We start from the raw sequence: 14331 nt of genomic DNA, 5'->3' as shown, positions 1-14331 counted from the left end.
CGTGCGAGGGCAACGGCGAAACGAATCACACCCCGCTCACCTCCCGGATCCAGTCGCGGTGCGCGGGCACGCTGGCGTACTGCTGGTTCGTGTAGTCCCCGGTCGAGCAGACGCCGACCTGAACCCCGTTGTAGAGCTGCGGACCGCCGGAGTCGCCGTACCCGGCCGTGCCACCGTTGGCCGCGTCGGCCCACCGCGACCCGACGGCGCGTCCGCCGTACGCGTCCTTGGCGCGGCCGGTCACCGTGACGGCGCCGCGCTTGAGCGCGGGCGACAACGGTTTGCCCTCACCGACCTCGTAGGTGCCCCACCCGTAGATGTAGTTCCTCGAGTCCCGGGGCGGTTCGGTGTCGGCGAGCCGCACGTAGGTCGTCTGGATCGGGGTGGCCAGGTACAGCAGCGACATGTCGCCGTTGTCCACATTGGTCCCCGAGACGACGTCCGCGCGCTTGCCGCGGCCCCTGTTGACGTTGCCGACGAGCACGTAGTCCGGGATTCCGTCGGCGACGCAATGCTTCGCGGTCAGCACCCACTGCGGCGCGATGATGGAGGCGGAACAGCCGAACCAGTCGTCGCTCCAGTACAGCTGGGTGGCCCACGGCGCGCTGCGCACCGTCTCGCCACCGATGACGTTCACCCCGATCGGATCCGCGCCGGCGGACGGGGTGAACCCCGCACAGAGCAGCACACCGAGAACAAGTGATCTGACCTTCATCAGAACTCCTCCTGGCCTGCCGCGACGGCGGATGAACGTGAGCGTCGCACGCGTCTCGACACGCCCGGCACCGCCAGAAGTCGGTCAATTGACTGATGAATCAATCAGCCACATTCATCGGATGAATCTTTCGATCTTGACCTTGACTGTCATCATTTCGATGTGGCGGTCACGATCCGGGATGTCGCCCGGCAGGCGCGGGTGTCCGTGTCCACGGTGTCGCGCGCCCTCAGCGCGCCGGGCCTGGTCAAGGAAGCGACGCGGCAACGTGTGCTCGACGTGGTGCAGGGGCTGGGTTATCAGCCGAACCGCGCCGCGCGCAGCCTGATCACCGGGCGCACCGGGAACCTCGGCATCGTCGTGCCGGACCTGGAGAACCCCTTCTACCCCGCAGTGCTCCGCGGGGTGCAGGCGCGGGCCCGCGAGGCCGGGTGCGCGGTGTTCTTCTGCGACAGCCGCGAGGCCGACGAGGCGTCACTGGTCCAGGCCATGGCCGCGCAGGTCGACGGCGTGGTGCTGTGCGCGTCGCTGCTCGCCGACGACCTGATCGCCGAGCTCGCGGGCACGACGCCGCTCGTGCTGCTCAACCGCACGGTCACGGGCGTTTCCAGCGTGCTCATGGACAGCGCGGACGGCATGGCGCAGATCGAGCGGCACCTGCAGGAACTCGGGCACACGCAACGCGTCTACCTCGGCGGGCCGGAGCAGTCGTGGTCGCACAACCGCCGCCTCCTCGGTCTCGACGAACGAACCCAACGGCTGGGGTCGTTCGAGCCGAACTTCGAAGGCGGCCGGGAGGCCGCCGAGCGGGCGTTGCGGACCGACGCGACGGCGATCATCGCGTACAACGACCTGATGGCGCTCGGTGTGCTGAGCTACCTGTCGGAACGCGACATCCAGGTGCCGGGCCAGATCAGCGTCACCGGGTTCGACAACATTCTTTATGCAGCGATGTGCCACCCGACGCTCACCACGGTCGCGATGCCGACCGAGGAGGCCGGCCGCGTCGCCGTCGACCTGCTCGTGGAACGGCTCGCCGGCGGCGCGCCCGAGTGCCGCGAACTGCCGACCAAGCTCATCGCGCGGGCCAGCACGGGAAAGCTCCGATGTTCTATTGACTAGACCACTCCGACCGGGAAAGCTTCACCTCGTCTGACGTCCCTCCGCCGCCGTTCGGGCAACTATGGGAGGAACACGTCGTGAGGACAGCACGATTCCTCGGCGTTCTCGTCACCACGCTGGCTCTGCTCGCCCCGACGACGACCGCGAGCGCCGCTCCGCCGGCGGACTGGTCGAAAGCCGTGATCGACTCGACCATGAAGCGGTTCACGCCGGACAAGCTGGGCGGCTGGGGCTACACGCGCGGCCTGTACCTGTACGGCCAGTACCTGGTGTACAAGCGCACCGGCGACAAGAAGTACCTGGACTACATCAAGGCGTGGGTGGACCGCTTCGTCAAGCCGGACGGCAGCACCTCGCAGGGGTACACCAACCTCGACGCGATGCGCTCCGCGACGCTCTTCATCATCCTGCACCAGGAAACGGGACAGGATAAGTACAAGAAGGCCGCGGACAAGGTCCGCGCGAAGTTCAACAGCTACCCGCGCACGTCCGACGGCGGCATGTTCCACGCCACCAGCAAGGTCGGCCAGCTGTGGGCGGACGGCGTCTACATGGCACAGCCGTTCATCGCCATGTACGCCAAGGCCTACAACCAGACCTACGGCTACGACGAGGCCGTGCGCAACATGAAGACGTACTTCGCGCACCTCAAGTCCGACGACGGCCTGCTGTGGCACGCCTACGACGCGGACGGCTCCGAGTCGTGGGCCAAGAACCCCGGCAAGCACTCGGCCGAGCACTGGGCGCGCGCCATCGGCTGGTTCGGCATGACGGCGATCGACCTGCTGGACATCCTGCCGGCCAACCACCCCGGCCGTGCGGACCTCATCGCGATCGTGCAGCACCTGGCGAAGGGCTACACGAAGTACCAGGACGCGGCGACCGGTCGCTGGTGCCAGATCGTCGACAAGTGCTCGAACCCGAAGAACTGGACCGAGACCTCGGCGTCCTCGATGTACACGTTCATGCTGTCGCGCGGGGTCGAGAAGGGCTACATCGGCCAGGAGTACAAGGCCGTCGCGGCCAAGGGCTACCAGGGCGTGCTGGCCAAGGCGTCGGTCAACTCCAGCGGGCTGACCGACATCAAGGACATCTCCGAGGGCACGAACGTCGGTGACGCGAACTACTACTACGCACGTCCGCGCAACACCAACGACTTCCACGGCCTCGGCGCGTTCCTCATCATGAACGAGCAGCTCGCGAAGTGAAGTGAAGTGAAGTGAAGTGCGCTATGGGGGGGAGCTTTCCAAGCGCTGACCGCTGGGAAAGCTCCCCCCATGGCATTTATCCGCGTCGCTCAGGCCAGTGCGACCAGGTGCCGCGCCGCGACCTCGGCACCATCGGCGCGCGTCCATCCGGCGACCGCGCGCGCCTGCTCCGCGACCTCCGGCTCCAGCACGCGCTTCAACGCGTCGAGCAACGACTCGGAGCCGATGGCGCCGACCTCGAGAGCGGTCACCCGCTGCCCCCAGTAGTACTGGTCGTAGCTCTGCGGCAGCACGACCTGCGGCACACCGGCCCGCGTCGTCGTGTGCGTGGTGCCCGCGCCGCCGTGGTGCACGACCGCGGCGACCCGCGGGAACAGCGCCTGCTGGTTGACCTCACCGATGGAGATCAGGTCCGGCGCGTCGTCCACAAGGGACAGATCAGCCCATCCGCGGTGCAGGATCGCGCGGCGGCCCAGCGCGCGGGCGGTCTCGATCATCACCTCGTCGAGGTTCGGCCCGACGCCCTGGCTGCTGCCCAGCCCGAAGTAGATCGGCGGCTCGCCGGCGGAGAGGAACGCCTCCAGTTCGCGGGACAGCGGCCGGTCGTCCGGCCGGATCCACGCGCCGGTCTGCAGCACGTCCTCCTCACCCGGCCACGGCCCGAGCAGCGGATCGGTGGCCAGCCATGGCCGGTCGGTGAAGACGTGGTCGCGCACGTTCTCCACCGGGGCCAGGCCGGCCACCGACCGGTGCTCGTTGAGGTGCGGGCCCCACAGCTGGTTCCAGAATCCCGCGTCCTCGTGCCACCGCGTGAGGTTGTCACCGGTGGCCGTGCGTCCCGGCAACGCGGGCGGCGCGTGGTGCCGGGACGGCAATGTGATGGGGCAGTAGGCCGCGAAAACGTACGGCTTGCCCTGGCTCTCGGCGATCGAGCGCAATGCGATCTGCAGCGCTCCGGCCCCCACGAGAACGTCGCAGTCCGCCGCGACGTCCGTGATGGTGCCGAACTGGGCGGCCACGGTGTCGGCCACCGACTGTCGAAGCTGCTCGGGCGTGGGTTTCGCCTGAGCGGCCGCAGGTCTGCGCACCTCGGGTCCAACGGGCGTGAAAGGGACCCCGAACCCTTCCACCCAGTCCCGGAAATCAGGGGGCGCACACACCCTGACCTCCTGGCCAAGCTTTCGCAGCGCCGTCGCGAGCCCGAGCACAGGCTCGACGTCGCCGCGTGTTCCGATCGTGGACAGCAAGACACGCAAGGGAATTCCCCCATCCCGGATTCGTTGCCGAGCCGGAATTCTGGGGTATCACCGGGGTCTTGCCACAAGTCCCCCATCGAGCTATACGTTGAGGTGGGGGACGAAGCGGTTTAGTCGTAACCGCGAACCCACGAGCCGTCGGCGTCGTCTTCGAGCGTTCCCATCTGACATCACCTCCTCTCTTGGTGACCTGGATCACACCGTAGCGCCGTTTGGGGCCATCGAAACCCAGTTGAGACAAATGGGACGGGTGAATCGACACATCGTTGTGGCCTTAGTCACAGCCAGGCACGAAACGATCACCGTCTGCCAGTTGAGACACCCGAAAGTGTTGCTCCGCTTAGCCCAATCGTGGACAAACGGGTTATGCGCCAACTCCTCCCTGTAATCGCCGCGGTACTTGCCCTCGTCGTTCCGGGCACCGCGCAGGCCGTCACCGCCGATCCCGTAGCCGTCACAGTCGACTTGCTGAACTCCTACCGCGCGAAGCACGGCGCGGCCCCGCTCGCCCTCGACCCCGAGGTGACCCGGACCGCCCAGGAGTGGGCCGACTACCTGCAGGCGACGGACAAGTTCGAGCACCGGCCGAACAACATCTACGGCGAGAACCTCTACGCCGTCGGCAGCAGCACACGGACGCTGGACAGCGTTGCCACCAGGGCGCTTCAGACCTGGTACTCCGAGAGCCGCGGCTACGATTACAGCAGGGAATACACGGCCGAGAACGTCGACTACAGCAAGCTGCACTTCACCGCGATGGTGTGGCAGTCGTCCACTTTGGTCGGTGTAGGGCTCGCCCAGGGCAGGAACGGCACGTTCGTCGTGCTGAACTTCGCCAAGCGCGGCAACACCCTCGGCAAGTTCGTGGAGAACGTCCGCCCGCCCGTCTAACCGAATTTCGCGACGCAGTGCCAGACCTTCTTCAGGTCCTGCGGATCGTGCTTCCCGACGGCCTCGCCGATGATCCGGGCGTCCAGGAAACCGTTGCGCGCCAATGAACACGCCAGCTCGGCGATGTGCGCACCGCGGTACTCCGGGTCGATGTCGCCGACATGCGCACGGAAACCGTGATGCCACTCCACCGGGCACGGCAGCTCGCCTGCGAGCCGTTCGACCGGCGTGCCTTTGTAGCAGGGGTCGAGCACCAGGGCCTCGACGTCGGTTTTCAGGGTGACCGGCCCGTGCACGTGCGCCTCGACGTAGTCGTCCAGCACGTCCTTCTCGTCCGCCTGGGCCTTCTCGATGAGGGACATCCGCTCGGCGGTGCCGAAGTCGGCCGGTTCGAACACGCTGTCCGGGTAGCAGAACGTGGTGCGGCGCAAGGTTTCGCTCGTCAGCCGGAAGTGCGCCGAGCCGAACCGCGGCGCACCGCCCGCAGGCCGGCGCCGGAAGTTGAGCGCGCCGTACTTGGGCCGCGCGCTCGGCGGCGCGTCGTCGTAGACCCCGCCGAACAGCCTGCTCTCCCAGTCCTTCCGGCGACCGCCGAGGCCGCCGTTGCTGGTGCCGGTCTCGAACTGCGAGCGGTAGACGCCTTGGTCGCGCAGTGACTCCAGAATGGCCCCTCGGTCGGGATGGAAATTGAGCGTGACACGCAGATCCTGGTCGACGGGCTCCCCCGCCGACAACTGCGTCACGTGCTCGATCGCCCGTTCCCACACGGATCCTTTCTAGCCGATGCCCGCCGACTCCGTGACGGCCCGCACCGACGCCACGACCGCGCTGAACGGCGGCAGGAACGGGTTCTCGTCGGGCGCGTGCCCCAGCCAGGTGACCTCACCGCGCTCGAGCCGGCTGGGCGGCAACGGAACGAGCGTGCCGCGCCGGTGCGTCAACGCCCCGCGCGCCCGCAGCCGGATGAGGTTGACCTGTGACGCGTCGTCGGCGGACTCGGTGAGGATGAGCCACCGGGCCGGTGCTCCGGGGAGAACGAGCACCGGCCCGGCGAGCATGCGGACCGCGAGGTAGTGCTGCACCTCGCCGCCGATGCCACTGGGGAGTTCGACCGCGCTGACGTGGTGGTCGGTGTTGAGCAGCAGCCGCGAGCCCGAACGCAGCACCAGCCATTCCCAGCTGTGGAAGCGTTCCGCGGCGACCGAGAGATCGTCGAGCCCTCCGTCCGAGACCACTGTCATGACCACCAGCCCCTTGTAACTCAGGTCACATCAGTGGACTCCCGTCCGCCATGGAATTGCTCGCAGCTCACTCGAAAGCCGCGTTCAGCCGCGTAAGAACCCCCGCCGCCGCGAACGCCAGCGCGCCCGGCACCCCGCCGCACCGAGCCACGATCTCCTCCACCCCATAGGGCTCCGCGCCCACCCGGTTGGCGAGCAACTGCCGCGCCTCGGCACCGGTCAGCGGCCCGACCCCGACCGGCCGCGCGCCCGCGGTGACCAGCCCGAGCAACGGGTCCCGGCTGGTGACCAGCACGAGACAACCCGGCGCACCGGGCAGCAGCGGCCGGACCTGCGCGGCGTCGCAGACGTTGTCGAGCACGATGAGCGCGCGCTTGCCCGCCATGGTGCTGCGGAACAACGCGGGCGAGGCGTTCGGCGCCCCGTCGAGGAACCCACGCAACGCCTCCGCCGGGGTGGTCTCCCGCAGGTCGGCGTAGAGCTGCCCGTCCGGAAAGCGGCCGCGGACGCCGTGCGCCCAGTGCACGGCCAGCGCGCTCTTGCCGACACCCTCGGCGCCCGTGATCGTCGCGGTGCCGCCGGTCAGCAGCGCCGCGTCCAGCGCCGCGAGCTGACGACGCCGGCCGACGAACCCCGGCACGTCCGCGGGCAGCTGCGCGGGCACGACCGACACGGTTCCGGCCAGGACGGCCTGGTGCGCGCGGCGCAGGGCGGTGCCCGGATCGACGCCGAACTCGTCGGCGAGCCGGCGCCGGATGCGTTCGTAACACCGCAGCGCCTCGCACGACCGGCCCGACGCCTGCAGGGCCCGCATGAGCTCCGCGGCGAGCGACTCGACGAGCGGGTACGCGCCGACGAGCTCGGTCAGCTTGCCGACCGCGGCCGACGGCGTGCCCGCGGCCCACGCCACCACGGCGTCGAGGTAGTCCTGCTCCCAGGCGGCACGCATCGCGGCCGCCCACGCGCCCGGCATGGTCGCCAACGGCTCACCACGCCACAGCTCGATGGCCTCCTCGTGGTCGCCTCGGTCGCGCAGCCGCCGGAACCGGTGCACGTCAACGACTTCCGGGTCGACGTCGAGCACGTACCCACCGGAGCGCCGCGGGATCGGCAGCACGTGCCGCAATCGGCTGACGTACACGTGCAGCGTGCGCCGCGCCCCGTGCGGCGCGGAGTCCCACACGCGGTCGATGAGCGTCTCCGCCGGCACCACCCGTCCGGCGTGCGTCGCCAGCACGGCGAGCACCAGGCGTTGCTGCGGCGGGCCGAGCCGCACCGGCCGGCCGTCCGCGAACGCCTCCACGGTCCCCAGGAGCCGAATCTCCACCGGCACTCCCCCCACCGGTTAACAATTCGCTAGGAAACCAGCTCACCACCGCGGCGCAGCATGGGGCAAGAATTTTCCAATTCCGAGGGGGAACCGATGCTCATCGCCGCAACGATGGCCGCCCTTGCCCTGGTCGCACCGACCGACAAGGTGGCCGTGCCCGAGGGACCCGTGGTGCAGGACGCCACGGAGACGTACCAGAACCAGGAGACGCTGCGCTGCATCACCGAGCACCTCGGTCTGCACAGCGACAACTGCGACCCGTCCGACGCCTACCAGTACTGGAACGTGCACGTGTGGGCCGACAACACCCGTCAGATCAAGGGCCTGGTGAGCGGGCTGTGCTTCGACGACAGCGGCCCGACGTTCGTGACGCGGCCCTGCTGGGCGCCGTCGGATCCGCGGTCGCGCTACCAGAGTTGGTACGTGACCAGGTGGAATGACGGCACCATCCAGCTGCGCAACCAGGCAACGGGCCGGTGCATCGACGACATGAACTCGTTGCACACAGCCGCCTGCTACCCCGGCTCCGACGCCAGATCCCGTCTCCAGTCCTGGTTCTGACCGTTAAGGCCACCTTGACTGCGCTCAACGCAGTGAAGGTGGCCTTAACGGCAACTCAGCAGGTGAGGGTGGGAACCGCGAAGTCGCCGCGGTCGTACCGGACGCCGTCGCCGCCGTCGGTTTCCACCAGCCGCAGGAACTTCGCGCCCTTCAGCGACCCGGACAGCGCCACGGCGTCGTCCCGCCACGTCCGCAGCCCGGAGTCCGCGACCTTCGTGCCGTCGGCCCACACCTCGAACGTCGCCGAGCCCATCATCACAGCGTCGCGCTCGTCGTCGATGCCGACCTCGGCCGAGAACGCCGAGCACTTCCCGCCGACGTAGAGGATGACCTCGGACGGAGCATGCATGCCGAGCCCGGTGGCGTACTTCTTCCCGTTGATGCTCAACGGTTTCCCGTCGCCGCCCTTGGGCCCGCCGTTGGACATGTTGCGCTCGATCGGCCCGTACCCGCCTCGTTCCTTGGTCGTCTTGACCGTGCTCAGGTCCACGACACCGGACGGCGGCGCCGCGGGCACGAGCAACGCCGACGTGCCGCCGCGCGACAACCGGCCGTGCCCGACCCAGGTCAGGTTGAGCAGCCCGGACATCGAGTAGTCACCCGGAGAGACACCGGCGGGCGGCGTGACCCGCCACGTTCCGGTCACCGCCCGGCCCTGCAACAACACGTGCTCGCGGCCGGCCTGGACCCGTTCGACCTTCCAGCCTGGCGGCGGGGACAGCGACACGGAGGCGTCCAGCACCGGGATCGGCGCCTGGTTGGTGGCCTTCACGTCGACGGTGAACGCCTCCCCCGCGGGCACGATCGTGCTCGGGATGCCCTGGAACGAGGTGCGCACGTCCACGGCCGCGTCGATCGACGGCTCGTGGCGGAACCAGTCACGCGAGGCCTTGATCCGGAACATCGCCGAACCGTGCGGCGGCAGGGAGGCCGAGATGGTGCCCGCGGACTGGAAGTCCTTGTGCTGCCACAGATCCCGCAGGGTGTAGCCGACGCTCTTCGGCAACCCGATGGCCGATGCGGTGGTGGAGATGGTGGCGTTGACCTCGGTCTCGTTGAACAACGTCACGGCCTTGTCGCCGTTGGCCAGCGGCTTCACGAAGATCCAGTGTCCGCCGGCGTTGGACAGCACGGTGCCCTGGGCACCGAGCTTGTCCTGGTTGACCGCGATGACGTCCTTGTTCAGCAGGATGTCGAAGTCGGCCTTGGAGACCTTACGGAGGTCGGAGCCGATCAGCAGCGGCGCCGCCATCACGGCCCACAGGTTGAAGTGGCTGCGGTACTCCACATTGGACATTCCGCCGTTGCCGACCTCCAGCATGTCCGGGTCGTTCCAGTGACCCGGCCCGGCGTACGAGGCGAGCGGCGCGTTCTGCTTCAGGATGTCGATCATCTTGGTGTAGGTGTCGTTGATGTCACCCGTGGTGCGCCACAGCTGGCCGACGCCCTTGCCCCACTCCCAGGGCTTGTTCTGGCCCCACTCGCAGATCGAGAACACGATGGGACGGCCGGTCTTGCGCAGCGCGTCGCGCATCTTCGTGTAGCGCTCGAGGAACGGCCGGTTCTCGTTGTTGCAGTTGTCGTACTTCAGGTAGTCGACGCCCCAGTCCGCGAACGTCTGCGCGTCGATCTCCTCGTGGTCCAGGCCGCCCGGCATCGTCCTGGCGCACGTCATGGTGCCGGCGCTGGTGTAGATGCCGAACTTCAGGCCCTTCGAGTGGATGTAGTCCGCGAGGGCCTTGATGCCGCTGGGGAACTTGGTCGGATGATTGCGCAGCCGGCCGGTCGCCGGGTCACGGGTCGCGTCCGCCCAGCAGTCGTCGACGTTGACGTACTCGTACCCCGCGTCCTTCAGACCCGAGGACACGAAGATGTCCGCCATGTCGCGGATGAGCTTCTCGTCGACCTCGCACCCGGTGGCGTTCCAGTTGTTGAACCCCATCGGCGGCGTCATGGCGAGCTGCGGTTCGTCGGCTGCCAAGACTGAGGCTGCAGCGGCCGGAGCCGGCACGGCCAGGGTTGCCCCGGCCAGTGCCAGCACCGCCACAAGCGATCTCACTCCCACTTGTACCCCTTGTAGTTGCGGATGAGTTGGTAACAGTCGCGCAGTCCCGAACTGCCGAGACTGCGGTAGATGCCCCACTTGGGTCGCAGGTAGTTCTTGTCCCGCCACAGGTCGACGGCGGTGGTCCGACCGTCGACGACGACCTTGCCCGCGTCCTTGATCACCCAGTGCAGGTGGCCACCGCTGTTGGACGCCTTGAAGTCGAGCTCGATGTCGATCCACTTGTTCTGCAGCGCCGAGTAGCTGCCGAGCGTGTGCTCGGTGTTGGCGTCGTTGTCCCGCAGGGTCAGGATGGTCAGGGTCGGCGTGCCGCCCTTCATCCGCGGTGTGATGGTCCACAACGGACCGCCGACGTCCTGGACCTTCATCTGGTGGATGTGGGTGAACTTCGTCGTGGCCGTCAGCGCCGACGGCCAGAACGCCTGCCAGGTGATCTTCCAGGTCTCATCCTTGTTGATCTTGTGAACCGAGCCGCCCGAGCGCATGCCCTTCGACTCGTTGCGCTGGCGGTCCGAACCATCGCGGTCACGGGTGTGCATGTCGAAGCGCCAGTGGTCGCCCTCGACGTAGATGTGCTTGACGCCCTTGTGCGAGCCGGCGCGGTCGTCCTCGAGCCCCTCGAACGCCTGCAGCCCGTCCTTCGCCGGGTCCGGACTCCACTTCAACGCCCAGCCCGCCTGGATCACCGGGTCCGCGTACGCGGGTCGAGCGGTCGAGGCCAGACCCCCCAGAAGCACTGCCCCGGCGCCCATCTTCACGGCGTCGCGGCGTGACAGCACTGACATCTCTTTGCCTCCTTAGGGATTTCTCCTTCGGCGGCGGCTTTGATCATTGAGCCTTGGTTTTCTCCAGCGTTATCCCAAAGATGTGCAGCCTCGGACCGGTCGTCTTCGGGAGCTGCACGGATGCGAGCTCCTTCGTGGAATCGATCCCCACAACCTGGTGGAATACGGCAACTTTCACCTGCTGCGGCCCGGACGGCGTGTGCATCAACGTCGTCGCGACCGGTTCGGTCTCGCCGAACTGCGGCCCGGAACGCCACCCCGTGACGCGGAACCGGACCGCGGTGGTCGAACCATCCACATAGGACACGAGACCGTCCGCGTCGACGTTGCCCGTGTCGGCGGCGGCCAGCAGATGCAGCTTCACGTACCTGCCAGCGGGTACCGGAACGACCTGCCCGGCGGCGATCACGTTGTTCTTGGACGCCTCGTCGCCGTTGGTGAACTCGAACGGGATCCCGTCGTCGGTCAGTCCCCCGGTCTGCGGCACCTGCGCGGCCGGATAGGTGTTGCCCGCGCCGTCGAAGTCGCCGTCCTTGCTGGTGAACTCGTTGCTGAGGCCGTCGTTGTCGAACAGCGCGGTGATGTCGACCGGGGTGGCGACACCGCCGGGCGGCAACGCGGGCAGGCCCCACGCCCGCGCTGGTTCGGTGACGCGCACGGGCGCGATCGTGAAGTCGGGCCGCGTGCCGTCGGCGTGGACGACAGCCTCCTCGCCGCGCCGCAGGAACAGCTCGACCACGTCGCCGTCGACCCGCCAGCGCGCGCAGCCGTGCACGCGGAGCTTCCCGGAGATGCCCGTCCGGACGCGGCACGGCGCCCCGGCCTCGCTGAACACGCGGACGAACTGCGTCACGCCGCCCTTGCGCACGGCGCTGACGAGGAACGCGCCCTCGGTCCGGAAGTCGTGCAGCACCACGTCCTTCCAGGCCGCCGGCACCGCGGGGAAGATCCGGATCTTGTCGCCCCAGCTCTGGCACAGCATGTCCTGCAACGACTTCGCCGCGGAGAGCGGTGTCTCGATCACCGGGCCGGCCTCGAAGTACATGGTGTTCGGCTGCGCGAACCGCGCCACGAACTCACGCAGGTACCGCAGAGCGTCGTCGCCGCGCGTCATCTGCGCCGCGATCGAGGCGGCGCCGGTGAACGTGAAGCCGCGCAGGGACCCCTCGAAGGACAGCCAGTGCCGCAACGACTTCTCGATCAGCTCCCGGCTCCCGGGCTGCTCCCAGTTCACCTGCGCCAGCGGATAGACGGCGAGCATGTGCGAGTAGTGCCGGTGCGACTTGTTGAACGGCACCCCGGCGCCGATCATGAACCCGTTCGCGTCGGCCGGATAGTCGACGAGCGTGTCCAGAACCTCTTGCCACTTCGGTGCGAGCGGGTCGTCGATCTTCAGGATCCTCGCCGAGTCGAGCAGCGTGCGGCAGCTCCACCGCAGCAGGCCGAGGTCGAAGTTGCAGTCCGGCGCGATCCCGTACTCCGGCGAGTAGGTGGGCAGCAGGTGCAGCCGGCCGTCGTTGCCCTTGCGCAGGAAGTGCAGGTAGTAGTTGGTGGACCGGCGCAGCACGGGGAAGACGGTGTCGCGCAGGATCCGCTCGTCCATCGTGTGCCGGTACGACAGCCACGCGTTGTGCAGCAGCCACGGCAGGTTCCCGATCTCCGGGTCCGGCGACGGGAAGCCGGGCGCGCCGACGAACCCCGCGTCGAGGAACCTCGGGTCGGTGCTGCGCCGCAGGCCCATCGAGTCGGCGCGGAAGTCCGGGCGCAGCGCGTCCACGAGGATCTGCTGGTTCTCCGAGATGGTCCGCGGGATCGGATCGAGCTCCAGGTGGTTGGAGCCGTACACCGGCCAGTACTCGAGCTGCGCGTTGAGGTTGAACCAGACCGACGGCCACGGCGTCGGCTCCAGCCACGGCCCGGTGGTCGGCATGATCGGCGCTTCCCGGCGTGCCGCCGACGCGAGCTTGTACAGCTGGATCCAGTAGAAGCTCTGCATCAGCGCGTCCGGCACCGACACGAAGCTCTTGCGGTAGAAGCGGTGCCACCACTTCTGGTGCTGGTGGCGCAACACCTCTGCCGGAGTGTTAGAGGCTCTGACAACCGCGTCACGCACTAACGCTTCCGCGGTCTTGTCGGGGTAAGTGTGTGTCACCGAGAGCAAGAGGTCCGTGCGACCGTGACGCCCTCTAACCCGGTAGGCGGTGGCGGTCTGCCCGCCCGCGACCATCTCCTGCGTGACGAGCGTCAGCCCGTTCTCGGTCCTGGTCACCGGCTTGGGGTTGAGCGGGAACGTCTTGGGCGGTGGTTCGCGGATGGTGCGGGGACTCAACGCGTCCAGGGCCTGGAAGGCCAGCTGGAACTCGCGTTCCCCCGAGGTGGGCCGGACGTCCAGCAGCAGCAACGACTTCTCGGCGTGGATGAACGCGCGGATCGCCAGCTCGCCCTTGTCGGTCACGACGGTGCCGCGAAGCTCGGCGTTCCACAGGTCGAGCCGCAGGTCGACCCCGGTGATCTTGCCGACCGGGGTGAGCAGCAGCCGCCCGACGGGCAGGCGCGCAACGCCCCACTCGTTGCCGAACTCGGGTCTGTGGTCCTGCACGAGCGCGTGGTCGACCGTGAATCTCAGCGCGTTCGCGCCGGGCTCGCGGTAGACCTGGGTGGCCAGGAAACCGTTGCCCAGGTAGGGACCCTCGTACCAGGCGCGTGGCACGCGTTGCCAGACGAGATCCTGCTGGCGGAGGAAGGCGGACCACTCCTCGTCGGTGCGCATCCGGTTGCGGATCAGCGCGCTGTCCGCGTGAGCGGTCACCGGGAGCGCGGTGAGCGCCGCACCAGCCATGACGCCACCGAGCAGCCCTCGCCGCGAGAGGTCCACAGCCCAACCCCTTCGTCATCGCGGCGGCGGTGCACGAAAGATCCGATGTGTACTAGTTGCGAAGCGTATGACCTAGCACACACCAGGGTCAAGCAAGGGTAACGGTCGGATGAATACGTTTTCCCCAGAGCTCGAAAAACCCGTTGCGACGGCTGGAGATCAACGCATAGGTTCGCGGTACACAAGAGAGGAGGTGGTCCGAAGTTGTATAGCTACGGGACTCGTGAGGTGGCTGTCCGCTAGGACCACCAACCGGTGACCCCCTGGTGAATACCAGGCAGC

At 68.0% G+C, this 14331-nt stretch carries 12 protein-coding genes; 4 read left to right on the top strand and 8 right to left on the bottom strand.

From position 1 onward, the window contains the following. Nucleotides 1-25: 25 nt before the first annotated feature. Nucleotides 26-715 carry a S1 family peptidase gene (locus QSK35_RS28915; RefSeq protein ID WP_285750700.1) on the bottom strand — a complete coding sequence of 230 codons (690 nt, stop codon included), beginning with the start codon at nucleotides 713-715 and terminating at the stop codon, nucleotides 26-28. Between the two features lie 162 nt (nucleotides 716-877). On the opposite strand from QSK35_RS28915, the gene QSK35_RS28910 reads away from it, so the two are divergent. Both QSK35_RS28910 and QSK35_RS28905 read left to right on the top strand, forming a co-directional pair. Then, nucleotides 878-1837, top strand: coding sequence for a LacI family DNA-binding transcriptional regulator (locus QSK35_RS28910; protein ID WP_285750699.1), 960 nt, complete (start codon nucleotides 878-880; stop codon nucleotides 1835-1837). 77 nt (nucleotides 1838-1914) lie between these two features. Next, nucleotides 1915-3045, top strand: coding sequence for a glycoside hydrolase family 88/105 protein (locus tag QSK35_RS28905; protein ID WP_502881731.1), 1131 nt, complete (start codon nucleotides 1915-1917; stop codon nucleotides 3043-3045). Between the two features lie 89 nt (nucleotides 3046-3134). On the opposite strand, the gene QSK35_RS28900 is transcribed toward QSK35_RS28905, so the two are convergent. Further along, the gene (locus QSK35_RS28900; protein ID WP_352244158.1) at nucleotides 3135-4292 is read right to left on the bottom strand and encodes a glycosyltransferase; all 1158 of its coding nucleotides are present in this window, start codon (nucleotides 4290-4292) and stop codon (nucleotides 3135-3137) included. A 375-nt stretch (nucleotides 4293-4667) separates the two neighbouring features. Here QSK35_RS28900 and QSK35_RS28895 point away from each other — a divergent pair, with 375 nt between their 5' ends. Then, nucleotides 4668-5192: a CAP family protein gene (locus QSK35_RS28895; RefSeq protein WP_285750697.1), complete on the top strand. Its 525-nt coding sequence runs from the start codon at nucleotides 4668-4670 to the stop codon at nucleotides 5190-5192. Here QSK35_RS28895 and QSK35_RS28890 read toward each other — a convergent pair. The 3 genes from QSK35_RS28890 to QSK35_RS28880 all read right to left on the bottom strand — a co-directional run bounded on the left by QSK35_RS28890 (nucleotide 5189) and on the right by QSK35_RS28880 (nucleotide 7760). Further along, a complete protein-coding gene (locus QSK35_RS28890) occupies nucleotides 5189-5959 on the bottom strand; it encodes a DUF3626 domain-containing protein (RefSeq protein ID WP_285750696.1) in 771 nt (256 codons plus the stop codon). The genes QSK35_RS28895 and QSK35_RS28890 overlap by 4 nt on opposite strands. A 9-nt stretch (nucleotides 5960-5968) precedes the next feature. Next, entirely contained in the window at nucleotides 5969-6433 is a 465-nt protein-coding gene (locus QSK35_RS28885; RefSeq protein ID WP_285750695.1) for a hypothetical protein, read from the bottom strand. Between the two features lie 67 nt (nucleotides 6434-6500). Further along, the gene (locus QSK35_RS28880) at nucleotides 6501-7760 is read right to left on the bottom strand and encodes an AfsR/SARP family transcriptional regulator (protein WP_285750694.1); all 1260 of its coding nucleotides are present in this window, start codon (nucleotides 7758-7760) and stop codon (nucleotides 6501-6503) included. A gap of 96 nt (nucleotides 7761-7856) precedes the next feature. Here QSK35_RS28880 and QSK35_RS28875 point away from each other — a divergent pair, with 96 nt between their 5' ends. Then, on the top strand, nucleotides 7857-8324 hold the full coding sequence (locus QSK35_RS28875) for an RICIN domain-containing protein (protein ID WP_285750693.1): 468 nt from the start codon (nucleotides 7857-7859) through the stop codon (nucleotides 8322-8324). 55 nt (nucleotides 8325-8379) lie between these two features. Here the strand turns inward: QSK35_RS28875 and QSK35_RS28870 are convergent, their stop codons facing one another. The 3 genes from QSK35_RS28870 to QSK35_RS28860 are packed head-to-tail and all read right to left on the bottom strand — an operon-like array spanning nucleotide 8380 to nucleotide 14049. Further along, nucleotides 8380-10383 carry an NPCBM/NEW2 domain-containing protein gene (locus QSK35_RS28870; RefSeq protein ID WP_285750692.1) on the bottom strand — a complete coding sequence of 668 codons (2004 nt, stop codon included), beginning with the start codon at nucleotides 10381-10383 and terminating at the stop codon, nucleotides 8380-8382. Continuing rightward, a complete protein-coding gene (locus tag QSK35_RS28865; protein ID WP_285750691.1) occupies nucleotides 10380-11174 on the bottom strand; it encodes a Tat pathway signal sequence domain protein in 795 nt (264 codons plus the stop codon). Before QSK35_RS28865 ends, QSK35_RS28870 begins: the two co-directional genes overlap by 4 nt. 43 nt (nucleotides 11175-11217) lie before the next feature. Then, nucleotides 11218-14049, bottom strand: a complete 2832-nt coding sequence (locus QSK35_RS28860) for a glycosyl hydrolase family 95 catalytic domain-containing protein (protein WP_285750690.1) — start codon at nucleotides 14047-14049, stop codon at nucleotides 11218-11220. Nucleotides 14050-14331 lie beyond the last annotated feature (282 nt).

The sequence above is a fragment of the Lentzea sp. NBRC 105346 genome (genome assembly GCF_030269605.1).
In the GTDB taxonomy this organism is placed as follows: domain Bacteria; phylum Actinomycetota; class Actinomycetes; order Mycobacteriales; family Pseudonocardiaceae; genus Lentzea.
This window is presented reverse-complemented; position numbering and strand designations above follow the sequence as displayed.